This is a genomic window from Streptomyces sp. NPDC001970, assembly GCF_053594115.1.
In genome coordinates this window covers 128719-142616 of record NZ_JBSFDW010000024.1, presented here as the reverse complement: position 1 = coordinate 142616, position 13898 = coordinate 128719, and the positions used below count along the sequence as shown (strand labels likewise).

Below are 13898 nucleotides of genomic sequence, written 5' to 3'. Positions count from 1 at the left end.
AGTTCTCAAGGAACGGACGCTTCCTTCGTACTCACCCTCTCGGGCTTTCCTCCGGGCGCTTCCCTTCGGTGTTTCCAGCTTAGCAGATCCGATTTTCCGTTTCCGCCACCCGCTGGAGCGGGCTGCCGGGTCGTTCTTCGCTTTCGCGTTTCCCTTTCCGGCGGTTCCGACTCTATCAGACTCTTTCGGGCCTGACTCCCAGTCAGAGGGGGGCTGTCTTTCCGGCCGTTGGGCCGTTCCGACGAGTGAGACTTTAGCGGAATCCTGACTCCCGACGCTAATCGGGTTGCGCTCGATCGAACGCGGATTCCTCATTTCGCAAAAGCGCACGAAAAACGAAGGCGACGAAGTGCCGCTCGCTTGGAGTGGTTCTTGCGGAATGGCTGCCCGGGGCCGACCGGAGTCGGTGCTCACGTCGGACAACCCGGAGAACACTACGGATCGGGGTTTCTCATGTCAACCCCGGCCCTCGGGGCGTACCCTCGACGCATGACTACGCGTGCGCACACCCAGCATTGGTGGGCCGCCTGACGGCGGCCGGCACGCATGCGCTCACGGCCGCCGCTTCGGCGGCCGTTCGCGTTTCTCCCCTCTTCCGGGAGCCTCGGTCGCTGATGGCGGCGGCTCCGACAGGACAGGAGAGGGAGACAGGGATGACGCGGATCTTCAGCGGGGTCAAGCCGACGGGGCACTTGACGTTGGGCAACTACCTCGGGGCCGTACGGCGGTGGGTCGAGGTGGATCAGGATCGGGCGGATGCGCTGTTCGGCATCGTGGATCTGCATGCGTTGACGGTCGAGCACGATCCGGCGCGGGTGCGGAGGCTCAGCAGGCAGGCGGCGACGCTGCTGCTGGCGGCGGGACTGGATCCCCAGCGGTGCACCGTGTTCGTGCAGAGCCATGTGGATGAGCACGCCCGACTCTCGTATCTGCTGGAGTGCACGGCCTCGGACGGCGAGATGCGGCGCATGATCCAGTACAAGGAGAAGGCTGCACGGGCGCGGGCCGCCGGGGAGAGCGTGCGGCTGTCGCTGCTGACGTATCCCGCGCTGATGGCGGCGGACATCCTGGCGTACCGCACGGACGAGGTACCGGTCGGGGACGACCAGGCGCAGCATGTCGAACTCACCCGGGATCTGGCGGCGCGGTTCAACCAGCGGTACGGGCATGTGTTCACGGTGCCGAGGGCGACGCACCCGGAGGTCGCGGCGCGGGTGATGGATCTGCAGGACCCGACGTCGAAGATGGGGAAGTCGCACGAGAGCGGTGCCGGGATCGTCTATCTGCTCGATGACGCGGACGTGATCCGGCGCAAGGTCATGCGGGCTGTGACGGACAGCGGGCAGGACGTCGAGTACGACCGGGAGGGGCGCCCGGGGGTGGCGAATCTGCTGGAGATTCTCTCCGCCTGTGAGCGCGGGAACCCGGAGGCCTTGGCCGGTGTATACGAGTCGTACGGCGCGTTGAAGAAGGACACGGCCGAGGCGGTGGTGGAGTTCCTGAGGCCCTTGCGGGAGCGGCACGCGGAGCTGGCGGCCGATCCGGGATATGTGGACGAGGTGTTGAAGGCGGGGGCCGAGCGGGCCCGGGCGATGGCCCGTCCTCTGGTGGATCGCGCCTATGAGGCGATCGGGCTGCTTCCGGTCGGCTGACGGAAGGCGGCCCGGTAATCGCGAGGGCTGGTGGCGAGGTGAGCGGCGAAGTGCTGTCGCATGGTCACCTCGCTGCCGAAGCCCGTGCGGCGGGCGACTTCGGGGATGGGGTGATCGGTGAGTTCGAGGAGTTTCTGAGCGGCGGCGACGCGCTGGGTGATGAGCCAGTGCAGCGGGGTGGTTCCTGTCGTGGCCTGGAAGTGACGGGCGAAGGTGCGAGGGGACATGCCTGCGCGCGCGGCGAGGGACGCGACGGTGTGGGGTTCCTCGAGGTGGGCGAGCACATGGTCGCGGAGTGCTGCGAGCGTGTCGGCATCGCGGTCGGCTCGCGGGGTCGGGTGCTCGATGAACTGGGCCTGGGTTCCGGTGCGGAAGGGGGCGGTGACCATCGACCGGGCGATGGTGGCCGCGGCTTCGGCTCCGTGGGTGAGGCGAACGAGGTGGAGGCAGAGGTCGATGCCGGCGGCGGTACCGGCGGAGGTCCAGAGGTTGGCGTCGTGGAGGTAGAGCGCGTCAGGGACGACGGTGACCTGGGGGTGGTGCTTGCGGAGGAGGTCGGTGAGGTTCCAGTGGGTGATCGCGCGGCGGCCGTCGAGCAGGCCGGCCTGGGCGAGGGTGAAGGCGCCGCCGCAGAGTGCGGCGATCGGGGTGCCACGGGTGTGAGCGCGGCGGAGGGCGTCGAGGACCGGTGAGGGAGCCGGGGTGAGGTGGTCGTCGAGGCCGGGGACGACGATGAGATCGGCGCGGGTGAGCCAGTCGAGGGTGCGGTCGGGGGTGAGGCTGAGGCCGCCGCGCATGGGGATGGGGGTGCGGTCGGTGCCGGTGCGGCGCAGTTCGAAGGGCGGTACGCCCCGGTCGGTGCGGTCGACGCCCCAGACCTCGCCGATGACGCAGACGTCGAAGGCCCGGATGCCAGGGAAGGAGAGGAGCGCGATGTGTTGAGCTCGTGGAACCGACCCGTTCGCCATAGTGGCAGTAAACCATCGATCGCCGTCTTTTGCGCCTCTGTGACGAGGGCGTTCGGGGCGGCAGCATCGAAGGTATGGAGATCGCGGAGAACGCAGCGCTGGTGGTCGTCGATGTGCAAAAGGGGTTCGAGGAGGAGGACTTCTGGGGGCCTCGGAACAATCCCGGGGCGGACGGGAACATCGCCTGGCTGATCGACGCGTGGCAGGCGAGTCGGAGGCCGGTCGTCTTCGTGCGGCACGACTCCTCCACGCCCGGGTCGCCGCTGCGGCCGGGGCACGAGGGGAACGGCTTCAAGGAGTACGTGGAGAAGAGGAGGGGGCAGGGCAGCGGAGCCGAGCTGCTGGTGACGAAGACCGTGAACTCGGCGTTCTACGGCACACCGGATCTGGGGGCGTGGTTCGGGGCCGAGGGGGTCCGGCAGATCGTGGTGGCCGGAATCCAGACCAACATGTGCGCGGAGACTACGGCCCGCATGGGCGGGAACCTCGGGTACGAGGTGCTGTTCGCGCTCGATGCGACGTACACCTTCGACCAGGTGGGGCCATTCGGCTGGGCGCTCGGCGCGGACGAGCTGGCCCGGGCCACCGCCGTGTCGCTGCACGGCGGTGGGTTCGCGACGGTGGTGAAGACGGAGGACGTGGTCGCCGCTGCTGCGCGGTGAGCCTCAGCCGTTGCCGGAGGCGAGTTCGCGGCTGCGGTCACGGGCGGCCTCCAGGGCGGCGATGAGCGCGGCGCGCACCCCGTGGTTCTCGAGCTCGCGGATCGCGCTGATGGTGGTGCCGGCAGGGGAGGTGACGGCCTCGCGGAGCTTGACCGGGTGCTCGCCGGAGTCTCGGAGCATCACGGCGGCGCCGATCGCGGCCTGGACGATCAGGTCGTGGGCCTGGGCGCGGGGCAGGCCGAGGAGGATGCCGGCGTCGGTCATGGCCTCGACGAGGAAGTAGAAGTAGGCCGGGCCGGAGCCGGAGAGTGCCGTGGCCGCGTCCTGCTGGGACTCGGGGACGCGGAGGGTCTTGCCGACGCCGCCGAAGATCTCCTCGGTGTGGGCGAGGTGCTCGGCGGTGGCGTGGCTGCCGGCGGAGATGACGGACATGCCCTCGTCGACGAGGACGGGCGTGTTCGGCATGACGCGGACGACAGGGGTGTTGGGGGCGAGACGGCCCTCGATGGTGGAGGTGGTGATGCCGGCCGCTGCGCTGATGACGAGGCGGTCCGCGGAGACGTGGGGGGCGAGTTCGTCGAGGAGCCTGCCCATGTCCTGGGGCTTGACGGTGAGGATGAGGGTGTCGGCTCGCTTGGCGGCGTCGGCGTTGGTGACCGCCTCGACGCCGTAGCGGCTGCGGAGCTCCTCGGCCCGTTCGGCGCGGCGGGTGGTGGCCAGGAGGGCGGCGGCGGGCCAGCCGGCCCTGATCATGCCGCTGAGCAGGGCCTCGCCGATCTTGCCGGTACCGAGGACTGCGACTGTCTGGGTCATGCGGGTCACCTCGCCGGGGGTGGTGCGTGTGCACGTACAGGCTCGTCCATGTCCGTGGACGGCTCGTCCACGGACATGGACATCCTTTCACCGGCCCCGGCGTGGCGCCCTTGGTGTCCGAGGGGCGGTCACGCCGTGCGGCGGCGCAGGGTGGCCGCGCCCAGGGCGAGGACGAGGACGGCGCAGGCGGCGACGATGAGGACGTCGCGGATGAAGTCGGCGGTGACGTCGGTGTGGTGGAGCACTTCGTTCATGCCGTCGACGGCGTACGACATGGGCAGGACGTCGGAGATGCCTTCGAGGACGGGCTGCATCCTGTCGCGGGCGATGAACAGTCCGCAGAGCAGGAGCTGGGGGAAGATCACGGCCGGCATGAACTGGACCGCCTGGTACTCGGAGGCGGCGAAGGCGGAGACGAACAAGCCGAGTGCCGTGCCGAGCAAAGCGTCCAGAAGGGCCACGAGGAGCAGCAACCACGGCGAACCGACGACGTCGAGGCCGAGGAACCAGACCGCGAGTCCGGTGGCGAGGGCGGACTGGACGATGGCGAGCAGCCCGAACGCCAGAGCGTAGCCCGCGATCAGGTCGCCCTTGCCCAGGGGCATGGCGAGCAGCCGCTCCAGGGTGCCGGAGGTGCGCTCGCGCAGCGTGGCGATGGAGGTCACCAGGAACATCGTGATGAGGGGGAAGATGCCGAGGAGCGAGGCCCCGATGGAGTCGAAGACCTGCGGGCTGCCGTCGAAGACGTAGCGCAGCAGGAAGAGCATCACGCAGGGCACCAGGAGCATCAGGCCGATCGAGCGCGGGTCGTGGCGCAGCTGGCGGAGGACGCGGGCGGCGGTGGCGAGGGTGCGGGCCGAGTTCATCGGGCTGTCTCCTGGAGGGCGTTGGCCGTGTCGACGAGGTGGAGGAAGGCGTCCTCGACAGTCGCGGTGTCGTTGCGGTGCCGGAGGGCCTCGGGGGTGTCGTCGGCGAGCAGTTCGCCCTCGCGCAGGAGCAGGAGGCGGTGGCAGCGCTCCGCCTCGTCCATGACGTGCGAGGAGACCAGGATCGTGGTGCCGCGTTCGCCGGCGATGCGGTGGAAGAGGTCCCACAGGTCACGGCGGAGGACCGGGTCCAGGCCGACGGTCGGCTCGTCGAGGACGAGCAGTTCGGGGGTGCCGAGGAGGGCGACGGCGAGCGAGACGCGGCTGCGCTGTCCGCCGGAGAGATTGCCTGCGAGGGCGTCGGCGTGGCCTGCGAGGTCGACGTCGGCGATGGCCTGGGTGACGTGCTGCCGGCGGCGGTCGGCGGCGGCGCGGCCGGCGTCGAGGATCGACGCGAAGTAGTCCAGGTTCTGGCGGACGGTCAGATCGTCGTAGACGGAGGGGGCTTGGGTGACGTAGCCGATGCGGGAGCGGAGGGAGGCGTCGCCCGCGGGACGGCCGAGGACGTCGAGGGTGCCGGTGACCTTGGCCTGGGTGCCGACGACGGCCCGCATGAGGGTCGACTTGCCGCATCCGGAGGGTCCGAGGAGGCCGGTGATCTGGCCGGGCGGGACGTCGAAGTCCAGGGCGCGGAGGACGGTGCGGGTGCCTCGTACGACGGTGAGGGCGCGGGCGTGGATGGCGGGGTCCCCGGCGCCCCCAGCGCCCCCGGGAGCGTTATTCATCATGCGGTGAATAATGCTCCCGGGCGAGGTGGCCGTCAAGCCGTTGTCAGGGTGCGGGCCGAGGCCCGTCCGGCCCTGCGCGACGACTGTCCGCGCACCAGCCGCAGGTAGCGGACCGTGGAACGGACCACCTGTTCCTTCGTCAGGGCGGCCGGGCGGCCTGTGAGGAGACGTTTGTGGGGGCTGTCGTCCGGACCGACGAACTGGATCAGGCCGTCGTGGCGGCCGAGGCTCACGCACTGGACGGCACAGCGGAAGTTCAGCGGGCGCGGTTCGCGGCCACGGGACTCCGAGATGATCGAGGAGGCCGCGTGGGCTCCCGTGGGGAGGGCGGTCGCGCAGGCCATGCGCAGGGCGCCCGCCCTGGGTGAGCGGGCGGCGGCCGTGTCGCCCGCGACGTACATTTCGGGATGCGACACCGAGCGCAGAGCGCCGTCGACCGCGATACGGCCGGACGCGTCGAGGACGAAGCCTGCGGCCTCGGCGAGTTCGGCGTGGGGAATCATCGAGGCCGCCCAGACGACCGCGTCCGCGTCGAGGTCGTCGGCGTGGCCGACGCGGTGGCCCTCCTCGATGCGGACGCCCCGAGCCGTCAGGACCCCGCGGACATGGTCGCGGCCGCGCGCCGAGAGGCCGGCGCCGATGCCGCCGCCCGAGAGGAGGCGGACGGTCCAGTCGGTGTGGGACTCGGGCGAGTTCGGCGGCGAGTTCGATGCCCGTCAGCCCGCCGCCGCCGACGACCGCGAGGGAGCCGGGCCGCCCACGGAGCCGCTTGTGCAGGGCGGCGGCGGACTCGCGTGTGTGGGCGCGCTCGCCGGAGGGTGCGGTGCGGCTGCCGAGCGCGTGGACGAGCCGGTCGTACGGGAGGCTGCGGCCGTCGTCCGTGGTCACCTGGCGGGCTACGGGGTCGATGACGGTGGCGCGGGACGCGATGTGCGCGACTCCGGTGGAGCCGAGCAGTCCGGTGAGGGGGTGGGTCACATCGGGGCGGCCGGCGGCGAGTTCGTGGAGCCGGACGCGTTCGGTGAAGCGGTCGCTGGGGTCGATGAGGGTGACGCGGGCGTGCGGGGCCGGGCGGAGTGCGGCGATGAGCCCCGCGTAGCCCGCGCCGAGGACCAGGACCTGCCACGGTTCGGCCGAGTGCGTCGAGTGCGCTGAGTCCGTTGTGGTCATGCAAGGGGGACGACGCAGCGGCGCGGAGTGTGACAGTGCCGACGTTCACGTGCCCATGCCGCCGCGTCACGCACCCGCGCCCCCGACCTTCACGTGCCCATGCCGCCAGTCACGCACCCGCGCCCCCGACCTTCACGTGCCCATGCCGCCAGTCACGCACCCGCGCCCCCGAGGTCCAGGTGCCGCAGCTTGTCGGGGTTGATGACCGCGTCGATCTCGGTGATCCGTCCGCCGTGCACGGTGAACGCGAACACTGCGCCCTGTGCGCCCACGGGGTCGGCGAAGACGACGCCCGGGGCACCGTTCACCTCCCGTACGAGCACCTGCATCGTCGCCGGGTCGAAGCCGCGCACGAGGCGCTGGGCGAAGCGGGCGACCTTCTCGTCGCCGAGAACCGGAAGCCGCGCCGCGGCGACCTTGCCACCGCCGTCGGAGCGCCAGACCACATCGGGGTCCAGGATCTCCAGCAGCCCGTCGAAGTCGCCGCCCATGACCGCCGTGAGGAACGCGTCGACGGCACGCCGGTGCTCGCCGCGGTCGACGGTTCGGCGGGGCGCCTCGGCGCGGACACGCCGGCGGGCGCGGGAGGCGAGTTGCCGTACGGAATCTGGGGTGCGGCCGACGACCTCGGCGATCTCCGGGAACGGCACGGCGAAGACGTCGTGGAGGATGAAGGCGGTGCGCTCGGCGGGCGTGAGCCGTTCCAGGACGGTCAGCATCGCCATCCCGACCGACTCGTCGAGGGTCACCCGGTCCTCGGGGTCGTCCGCACTGATCACCGGCTCCGGCAGCCAGGGCCCGACATACGCCTCGCGGCGGGAGCGGGCGGAGCCGAGCTGGTCGTAACAGATCCTGCTGATGACGGTCGTCAGATACGCGCGCGGGTCCTCGGCCTCCCCGTCGGGCAGGCCCTGCCAGCGCAGCCAGGCCTCCTGCACGGCGTCGTCGGCGTCCGCGACCGAACCGGTGATCCGGTAGGCGATACCCCACAGGCGGTTGCGCTGCTGCTCGAAGAGCGTGAGCTCTGCCATGGTCCGGTGCTCCTCCTCTGGCGTACGTGTCTCTTGATGTACGGCCCTCTGGGGAAGAGACGCTCAGGAGGGGCGGAGTGTGACAGCGGATCCGGCGCGCGGAGTGCGACAGCCTCATCCGGAGCGCACGCCTCCTCGACACCCTCGTCGAGGAACAGCTCGGACCGGGCGCGTGCGCGCTCCGGAGGACAGGTCCTAGCGGCGGGGCTTCGGCTTCTTCTTGGCCGCCGGGTTGCGCGTGCGAGTGCCGCGGCGCTTCTCGTACTGGGCGACGGCCTCCTCGTACTCCGAGCGGCGCAGCCTCTCGCCCGGGGCCTCGGTGAGGGAGCGGAAGAAATACGCGAGGAGGGAGCCGATGAAGCCGATCGCCTTCAGGCTGCGGAGGGATTCCTCGCGGGCCGGGTCGGCGGGACGGCGGGTGAAGCCCTCCCAGGTCTTACGGAAGGCGAGCGCGCTGCAGATCGCGAACATGACGATCACGAGGGTGTTCACGAACCCGCCGACCTTGGCGACCTCCAGGCCCTGGTAGCCGAATCGGAGCGCCAGACATCCGGCGACGGCCGCGGCGAGGGAGCCGCCGGCGACGGCGGCGCGGCGCAGGGCGTAGCCGCCGTCGTGGTCCACCCAGGTGGTGCCGAAGAAGCGGATCGGCTCGGGCTGCGGCCCGGTGCGGGGGGCCTCGCCGGCCGCGCCCGCACCGGTGTCGCCGGCCTTGCCCGGGGTGCCCGGGGTGTCGTCGTGGTTCTCGTTCACGGGATCGATTATCCCCGGGGTGGGACGGGCCGGGTCAGGGGCAGCGCGGCGCGACGTAGCCGTCGCTGCCCGTGTTCACATACCCGTCCGAGACGTACTGGCCATCGGCGATGTTGTCCCAGAGGTTCGAGGTGCCGTACGGCCGGTCACCGTCTCGCCCGGCTTCTGGCAGTTGATCGGCACGCTCGCGCCGTACGGCAGCACCTTGACGATCCGATAGTTCGTGCCCGGGCAGCTGCGGACGTTCAGGCGAGAGCCCGGGGCCACCGGGTAGCGCCTCACCTCGTACGCCTCCGCAGTGCCCGCGGCTTCCGCGGCCGGCGCGACAGTGGCGCTCCCCATCGTCAGCAGGGTCGCGCCGGCTGCGGCACCGAGCGCCCGACCCCAGATTCATCCACGCCCGTTGACCTGCCACATTCCGTCGGTCAGGAACACCGCGGCGCGACGTAGCCGTCGCTGCCCGTGTTCACGTAGGCGTCCGAGACGAACTCGCCGTCGGCGATGTTGTCCCACAGCGTGGTCGTGCCGTACGGGCCGGTGATCTGCTCGCCGGGCTTCTGGCAGTACACCGGGACCTTCACGTTGTACGGCAGGGTGCGGATCAGCCGGTACTGGCGACCTGGGCCGGACCGGACGTTGACGCGGTAACCGGGCGCGATCGGGTACCTGACGACGTCCGCGGCGAGTTCGGCCCGGACTGCGTCGCCGGCACTCTCTTCGATCTCTTCAACGGCCATGCGGTCTCCCCCCGTTGGCGTTCACTGCTCTGCGATGCGCAGGCTAGCAAGCCCCGTCGGTCTCAAACGAACCATCGGCTAGGCTCCGAGCGTCGCGCTTGCGGACGAACACACGGGGGTGGACGATGCCGCCGCTGCGAAAGAGTGGCACCGGCCCGGAAGCGGAACATCCGGAATACGCAGGGCAGTACCGTCTCGAGGCGTGCCTCGGCGCCGGCGGCATGGGCGTCGTGCATCTCGCCCGGTCCGCGTCCGGGATGCGTCTCGCGGTCAAGATCGTGCATGAACAGTACGCGGCCGACCCGGAGTTCAGGGCCAGGTTCCGGCAGGAGGTCGCGGCCGCGCGCCGGGTTAGCGGGGCCTTCACCGCGTCGGTCGTGGATGCGGATCCGGATGCCGACCGCCCGTGGATGGCCACCCTCTACGTGCCCGGGCCGACGCTCGCCGATCAGGTGAAGCGGAACGGCCCCATGACGCCCGCCGAACTGCGCAGGCTCACGGCCGGACTCGCCGAGGCACTCCGCGACATCCACCGCGCCGGGGTCGTCCACCGGGACCTCAAGCCCGGCAACGTGCTCCTCACCGACACCGGTCCGAAGGTCATCGACTTCGGGATCTCCCGGCCGTTCGACAGCGATCTGCGTACGGAGACGGGGAAGCTGATCGGCTCGCCGCCGTTCATGGCGCCCGAGCAGTTCCAGCGACCGCGCGAGGTAGGGCCTGCTGCCGATGTCTTCGCCCTGGGGTCGGTGCTGGTGCACGCGGCTACGGGGAGCGGTCCTTTCGACTCGGACAGTCCGTACATCGTGGCCTATCAAGTGGTGCACGACGAGGCCGACCTGGCCGGGGTACCCGCCGAACTCGCACCGCTGATCGGCCGGTGTCTGGCCAAGAATCCCGCGGACCGGCCCACCCCCGACGAGATCATGGCCGACCTGCGCCCCCCTTCGTACGAGGCCGCGGCCTTCATACCCGCTCAGCGGCGATCGGCCGGAGTGACGCCGTCGACAGGGCAGCCGCAGACGCAGGGCGCAGAGCCGGAGACGCACGGCGGTTCCGGCGGGCCGACGGGCGGCATACCTCCCCGGTCGCGCACGCGCAGGCGGACGCACGCGCGCCTGCTGGCAGCAGGAGCCGCGCTTCTGGTCACGGGGGGCGCGCTCATGGTGCGGGCGTACGGCGGCGCGGACACGAACCCGCCCGGTTCGCCCGCGCACACGGAGGCGGCCAAGGCCCCGACCTCCTGGCAGACGACGCTGCGTGCCTCCGGCGACACCGCCCCGGCCTGCAGGTTCACGGATGCTGCGCTCTACTGCTCCGTACCCGGTGTCAGTGCTGCACGCCTCGACCCCACCGACGGACGGGTGGTCTGGTCGGTCACGGCGTCGGCGGCGAAGACCGAGGAGGGCCACGCCGCCTTCGGTCCCGCGGTTTCCGGCGGGCTGGTGCACACCACGTCGGGGACAACACTCACAGCGAAGGTCCAGACGTACCACCCTGCCGACGGCACGGCCGGCTGGAGCGCGGACATCTCCTCGTACCAGGGCGGCATCGGCTTCGCCGGCGACACCGTACTCCTCGTGTCGCCCGCCGGCCGCGTCGAGGCCCTGGACGCGGCCACCGGAAAGACCCGCTGGCGCCACGCCCTCCCTGGTCACACCCGCCCGGACCTCGGCGTCTACAACGAGGAGACCGGGCGACTCCACGCCTTCGAGGTCTCCGCCGACGGCCACACCACCCTGGTCACCGCAGTGGATCCACGCAGCGGCAACGTGGCGTGGCAGCGCAGGATCGACGGGAACCTCACCCCGGCCGCCTCCCTGGGCGACACCGTCTTCCTCACCTCTGTGGACACGAACACGCAGACCGACGCGATCGTGCGCTACGAGCCCCGGCAGCGGGCCGCACACCACGTGAAGCTGCCGTTCCCGCTCGCCGAACCGCAGCTCGCCGTGCGTGGCAACACCGCCTACCTGCTGGCGCGGGGCGGCACGTTGCTGGCGGTCGACACCCTGCATACGACCGCCGCGCAGAGCACCGAACTGTGGCGTCTGGAGACCGGTGCAGGGCGCGTCTCACGCCCCGTCGTCGACGGTGAGGACCGGCTCTACTTCTCCGCCGCCGACGGACGGCTTTTCGCGGTCGATACACGGCGCGGTGTCGTGCTCGGTCAGACCCGCCCCCGGCTGCACGGCGGGAAGCTCGGCTTCGCGGCGTACCTGCCCGCGCCCGTCATCACCCCGGGCAAGGTCGTCGCGACCGCCCCGGACGGCTCCGTCTTCGCTGTGGACGCTCGCGACCCGGCGCGCTGGTGAGACCCCCGAAGCCCCTGGCAGCGGGGCTCGAACGAGAACACGAACGGTCTGCTGCGGCAGTACTTCCCCAAGGGCACACACCTCGCCCGCTACATCCGTGAGGAGCTGGACGCCGTCGCCGCCGAGCTCAACAGCCGGCCACGCAAAACGCTCGGCCGGGAACCCCGGCCGAGCGCCTTGCTGAGCTCCTGGAACAGCCAGTTGATCACTTGTGTTGCAACGACCCCTGGAATCTGCCTGTCCCGCCGGGGGCTTCGGACGAACCGGCAGCCGGGCTCAGCCCAGCTTCGACACGTCCCGCACCGCGCCCTTGTCCGCGCTCGTCGCCATCGCCGCGTACGCGCGCAGGGCCGCCGAGACCTTGCGCTCGCGGTTCTTCGGGGCGTAGACGCCGCCAATGGCCTCGCGGCGGGCGGCCAGCGTGGCGTCGTCGACGACGAGTTCGATCGAGCGGTTCGGGATGTCGATACGGATGAGGTCGCCGTCCTCGACGAGGGCGATCGTGCCGCCCGAGGCGGCCTCCGGGGAGGCGTGGCCGATCGAAAGACCCGACGTGCCGCCGGAGAAGCGGCCGTCCGTCACCAGGGCGCAGGCCTTGCCGAGGCCGCGGCCCTTGAGGAAGGAGGTCGGGTAGAGCATCTCCTGCATGCCGGGGCCGCCGCGCGGGCCCTCGTAGCGGATGACGACGACGTCGCCCTCCTTCACGACCTTGGAGAGGATCTTCTCGACGGCCTCGTCCTGCGATTCGCAGACGACGGCCGGGCCCTCGAAGGTCCAGATCGACTCGTCGACGCCGGCGGTCTTCACCACACAGCCGTCGACCGCCAGATTGCCCTTGAGGACGGCGAGGCCGCCGTCCTTGGAGTAGGAGTGCTCGACCGAGCGGATGCAGCCGTTCTCGGCGTCGACGTCGAGGGACTCCCAGCGCTCGGACTGCGAGAAGGCGGTGGCGGAGCGGACGCAGCCGGGGGCCGCGTGCCACAGTTCGACGGCCTCGGCGGAGGGGGAGCCGCCGCGGACGTCCCAGGTCTTGAGCCATTCGGCCAGCGACGCCGAGTGCACGGTGTGGACGTCCTCGTTCAGCAGCCCGCCGCGGTAGAGCTCGCCGAGGATGGCGGGGATTCCGCCTGCGCGGTGGACGTCCTCCATGTAGTAGGTGCCCCCGGGGGCGACGTTCGGCGCGACCTTGGCCAGGCAGGGGACGCGGCGCGAGACGGCGTCGATGTCGGTGAGGTCGTAGTCGAGCTCGGCCTCCTGGGCGGCGGCGACCAGGTGGAGGATCGTGTTCGTCGAGCCGCCCATGGCGATGTCGAGGGCCATCGCGTTCTCGAAGGCCTCGCGGGTGGCGATGTTGCGGGGCAGGACGGACTCGTCGCCCTCCTCGTAGTAGCGCTTGGTGATCTCGACGACCGTACGGCCCGCGTTCTCGTACAGGGCCTTGCGGGCGGTGTGGGTGGCGAGGACCGAGCCGTTGCCGGGGAGGGCCAGGCCGATGGCCTCGGCGAGGCAGTTCATCGAGTTGGCGGTGAACATGCCGGAACAGGAACCGCAGGTCGGACAGGCGTTCTCCTCGATGCGGAGGACGTCCTCGTCCGACACGTTCTCGTTGACCGCGTCGACGATCGCGTTGATCAGGTCCAGCTTGCGGACCGTGCCGTCCACGAGGGTCGCCTGGCCGGCCTCCATCGGGCCGCCGGAGACGAAGACGACCGGGATGTTGAGGCGCAGCGCCGCCATCAGCATGCCGGGGGTGATCTTGTCGCAGTTGGAGATGCAGATCAGGGCGTCCGCGCAGTGCGCCTCGACCATGTATTCGACGCTGTCCGCGATCAGGTCGCGGGACGGCAGGGAGTAGAGCATGCCTGCGTGGCCCATCGCGATGCCGTCGTCGACCGCGATGGTGTTGAACTCGCGCGGGACGGCGCCCGCGGCGCGGATCGCGTCGGAGACGATCCGGCCGACCGGGGCGAGGTGGGTGTGGCCCGGCACGAACTCGGTGAAGGAGTTGGCGACGGCGATGATCGGCTTGCCGATGTCCTCGCTCGCTACGCCCGACGCCCGCATAAGGGCGCGGGCACCCGCCATGTTGCGGCCGTGGGTGACTGTGCGGGACCTCAGCTCGGGCATCGTCGCTCGCTCCTTC

Annotated in this window: 12 protein-coding genes and 3 pseudogenes; 4 read left to right on the top strand and 11 right to left on the bottom strand. The window is 70.8% G+C overall.

Annotation, left to right across the window (positions count from 1 at the left end; translation table 11 throughout):
• The first annotated feature begins 653 nt into the window (after nucleotides 1-653).
• Nucleotides 654-1652 (top strand): tryptophan--tRNA ligase, encoded by a 999-nt coding sequence (gene trpS, locus ACWCP0_RS26685; protein ID WP_451081309.1) that lies wholly within the window; start codon nucleotides 654-656, stop codon nucleotides 1650-1652.
• On the opposite strand, the gene ACWCP0_RS26680 is transcribed toward trpS, so the two are convergent.
• Nucleotides 1619-2620, bottom strand: a complete 1002-nt coding sequence (locus ACWCP0_RS26680; RefSeq protein ID WP_451081308.1) for a GlxA family transcriptional regulator — start codon at nucleotides 2618-2620, stop codon at nucleotides 1619-1621. The genes trpS and ACWCP0_RS26680 overlap by 34 nt on opposite strands.
• Nucleotides 2621-2694: 74 nt before the next feature.
• On the opposite strand from ACWCP0_RS26680, the gene ACWCP0_RS26675 reads away from it, so the two are divergent.
• Nucleotides 2695-3282 carry a cysteine hydrolase family protein gene (locus tag ACWCP0_RS26675; protein WP_451081307.1) on the top strand — a complete coding sequence of 196 codons (588 nt, stop codon included), beginning with the start codon at nucleotides 2695-2697 and terminating at the stop codon, nucleotides 3280-3282.
• Nucleotides 3283-3285: 3 nt separating this feature from the next.
• Here ACWCP0_RS26675 and proC read toward each other — a convergent pair whose 3' ends face one another.
• The 9 genes and pseudogenes from proC to ACWCP0_RS26630 all read right to left on the bottom strand — a co-directional run bounded on the left by proC (nucleotide 3286) and on the right by ACWCP0_RS26630 (nucleotide 9440).
• Nucleotides 3286-4095: a pyrroline-5-carboxylate reductase gene (gene proC / locus ACWCP0_RS26670; protein ID WP_451081306.1), complete on the bottom strand. Its 810-nt coding sequence runs from the start codon at nucleotides 4093-4095 to the stop codon at nucleotides 3286-3288.
• Nucleotides 4096-4223: 128 nt separating this feature from the next.
• Nucleotides 4224-4961 carry an ABC transporter permease gene (locus ACWCP0_RS26665; protein WP_451081305.1) on the bottom strand — a complete coding sequence of 246 codons (738 nt, stop codon included), beginning with the start codon at nucleotides 4959-4961 and terminating at the stop codon, nucleotides 4224-4226.
• Nucleotides 4958-5746, bottom strand: coding sequence for an ABC transporter ATP-binding protein (locus tag ACWCP0_RS26660; protein WP_451081322.1), 789 nt, complete (start codon nucleotides 5744-5746; stop codon nucleotides 4958-4960). The genes ACWCP0_RS26665 and ACWCP0_RS26660 overlap by 4 nt, the downstream gene beginning before the upstream one ends.
• 35 nt (nucleotides 5747-5781) lie before the next feature.
• Complete coding sequence (locus ACWCP0_RS26655; protein ID WP_451081321.1) at nucleotides 5782-6252, bottom strand: hypothetical protein; 471 nt, start codon at nucleotides 6250-6252, stop codon at nucleotides 5782-5784.
• A 238-nt stretch (nucleotides 6253-6490) separates the two neighbouring features.
• Nucleotides 6491-6919: pseudogene (locus ACWCP0_RS26650) on the bottom strand (FAD-dependent oxidoreductase); the annotation flags it as partial.
• A gap of 152 nt (nucleotides 6920-7071) precedes the next feature.
• The gene (gene sigJ, locus ACWCP0_RS26645) at nucleotides 7072-7950 is read right to left on the bottom strand and encodes an RNA polymerase sigma factor SigJ (RefSeq protein WP_451081304.1); all 879 of its coding nucleotides are present in this window, start codon (nucleotides 7948-7950) and stop codon (nucleotides 7072-7074) included.
• 195 nt (nucleotides 7951-8145) lie between these two features.
• Complete coding sequence (locus ACWCP0_RS26640; RefSeq protein ID WP_451081303.1) at nucleotides 8146-8703, bottom strand: hypothetical protein; 558 nt, start codon at nucleotides 8701-8703, stop codon at nucleotides 8146-8148.
• A 34-nt stretch (nucleotides 8704-8737) separates the two neighbouring features.
• A pseudogene (locus ACWCP0_RS26635) lies at nucleotides 8738-9045 on the bottom strand (peptidase).
• 83 nt (nucleotides 9046-9128) lie between these two features.
• Nucleotides 9129-9440, bottom strand: a complete 312-nt coding sequence (locus tag ACWCP0_RS26630; RefSeq protein ID WP_451081302.1) for an SH3 domain-containing protein — start codon at nucleotides 9438-9440, stop codon at nucleotides 9129-9131.
• A gap of 125 nt (nucleotides 9441-9565) precedes the next feature.
• Between ACWCP0_RS26630 and ACWCP0_RS26625 the strand changes: the two genes are divergently transcribed.
• Nucleotides 9566-11755: a protein kinase domain-containing protein gene (locus ACWCP0_RS26625; protein WP_451081301.1), complete on the top strand. Its 2190-nt coding sequence runs from the start codon at nucleotides 9566-9568 to the stop codon at nucleotides 11753-11755.
• Nucleotides 11756-11911 (top strand): annotated as a pseudogene (locus tag ACWCP0_RS26620) (transposase); the annotation flags it as partial.
• 120 nt (nucleotides 11912-12031) lie between these two features.
• Here ACWCP0_RS26620 and ilvD read toward each other — a convergent pair.
• Nucleotides 12032-13882 (bottom strand): dihydroxy-acid dehydratase, encoded by a 1851-nt coding sequence (gene ilvD, locus ACWCP0_RS26615; RefSeq protein WP_451081300.1) that lies wholly within the window; start codon nucleotides 13880-13882, stop codon nucleotides 12032-12034.
• Between the last annotated feature and the right edge of the window lie 16 nt (nucleotides 13883-13898).

Bases quoted from the DNA above. Each gene is read 5' to 3' on its own strand.
- trpS (WP_451081309.1), top strand. From the start codon at position 654: ATGACGCGGATCTTCAGCGGGGTCAAGCCGACGGGGCACTTGACGTTG.
- ACWCP0_RS26680 (WP_451081308.1), bottom strand. From the start codon at position 2,620: ATGGCGAACGGGTCGGTTCCACGAGCTCAACACATCGCGCTCCTCTCC.
- ACWCP0_RS26675 (WP_451081307.1), top strand. From the start codon at position 2,695: ATGGAGATCGCGGAGAACGCAGCGCTGGTGGTCGTCGATGTGCAAAAG.
- proC (WP_451081306.1), bottom strand. From the start codon at position 4,095: ATGACCCAGACAGTCGCAGTCCTCGGTACCGGCAAGATCGGCGAGGCC.
- ACWCP0_RS26665 (WP_451081305.1), bottom strand. From the start codon at position 4,961: ATGAACTCGGCCCGCACCCTCGCCACCGCCGCCCGCGTCCTCCGCCAG.
- ACWCP0_RS26660 (WP_451081322.1), bottom strand. From the start codon at position 5,746: ATGAATAACGCTCCCGGGGGCGCTGGGGGCGCCGGGGACCCCGCCATC.
- ACWCP0_RS26655 (WP_451081321.1), bottom strand. From the start codon at position 6,252: ATGATTCCCCACGCCGAACTCGCCGAGGCCGCAGGCTTCGTCCTCGAC.
- sigJ (WP_451081304.1), bottom strand. From the start codon at position 7,950: ATGGCAGAGCTCACGCTCTTCGAGCAGCAGCGCAACCGCCTGTGGGGT.
- ACWCP0_RS26630 (WP_451081302.1), bottom strand. From the start codon at position 9,440: ATGGCCGTTGAAGAGATCGAAGAGAGTGCCGGCGACGCAGTCCGGGCC.
- ACWCP0_RS26625 (WP_451081301.1), top strand. From the start codon at position 9,566: ATGCCGCCGCTGCGAAAGAGTGGCACCGGCCCGGAAGCGGAACATCCG.
- ilvD (WP_451081300.1), bottom strand. From the start codon at position 13,882: ATGCCCGAGCTGAGGTCCCGCACAGTCACCCACGGCCGCAACATGGCG.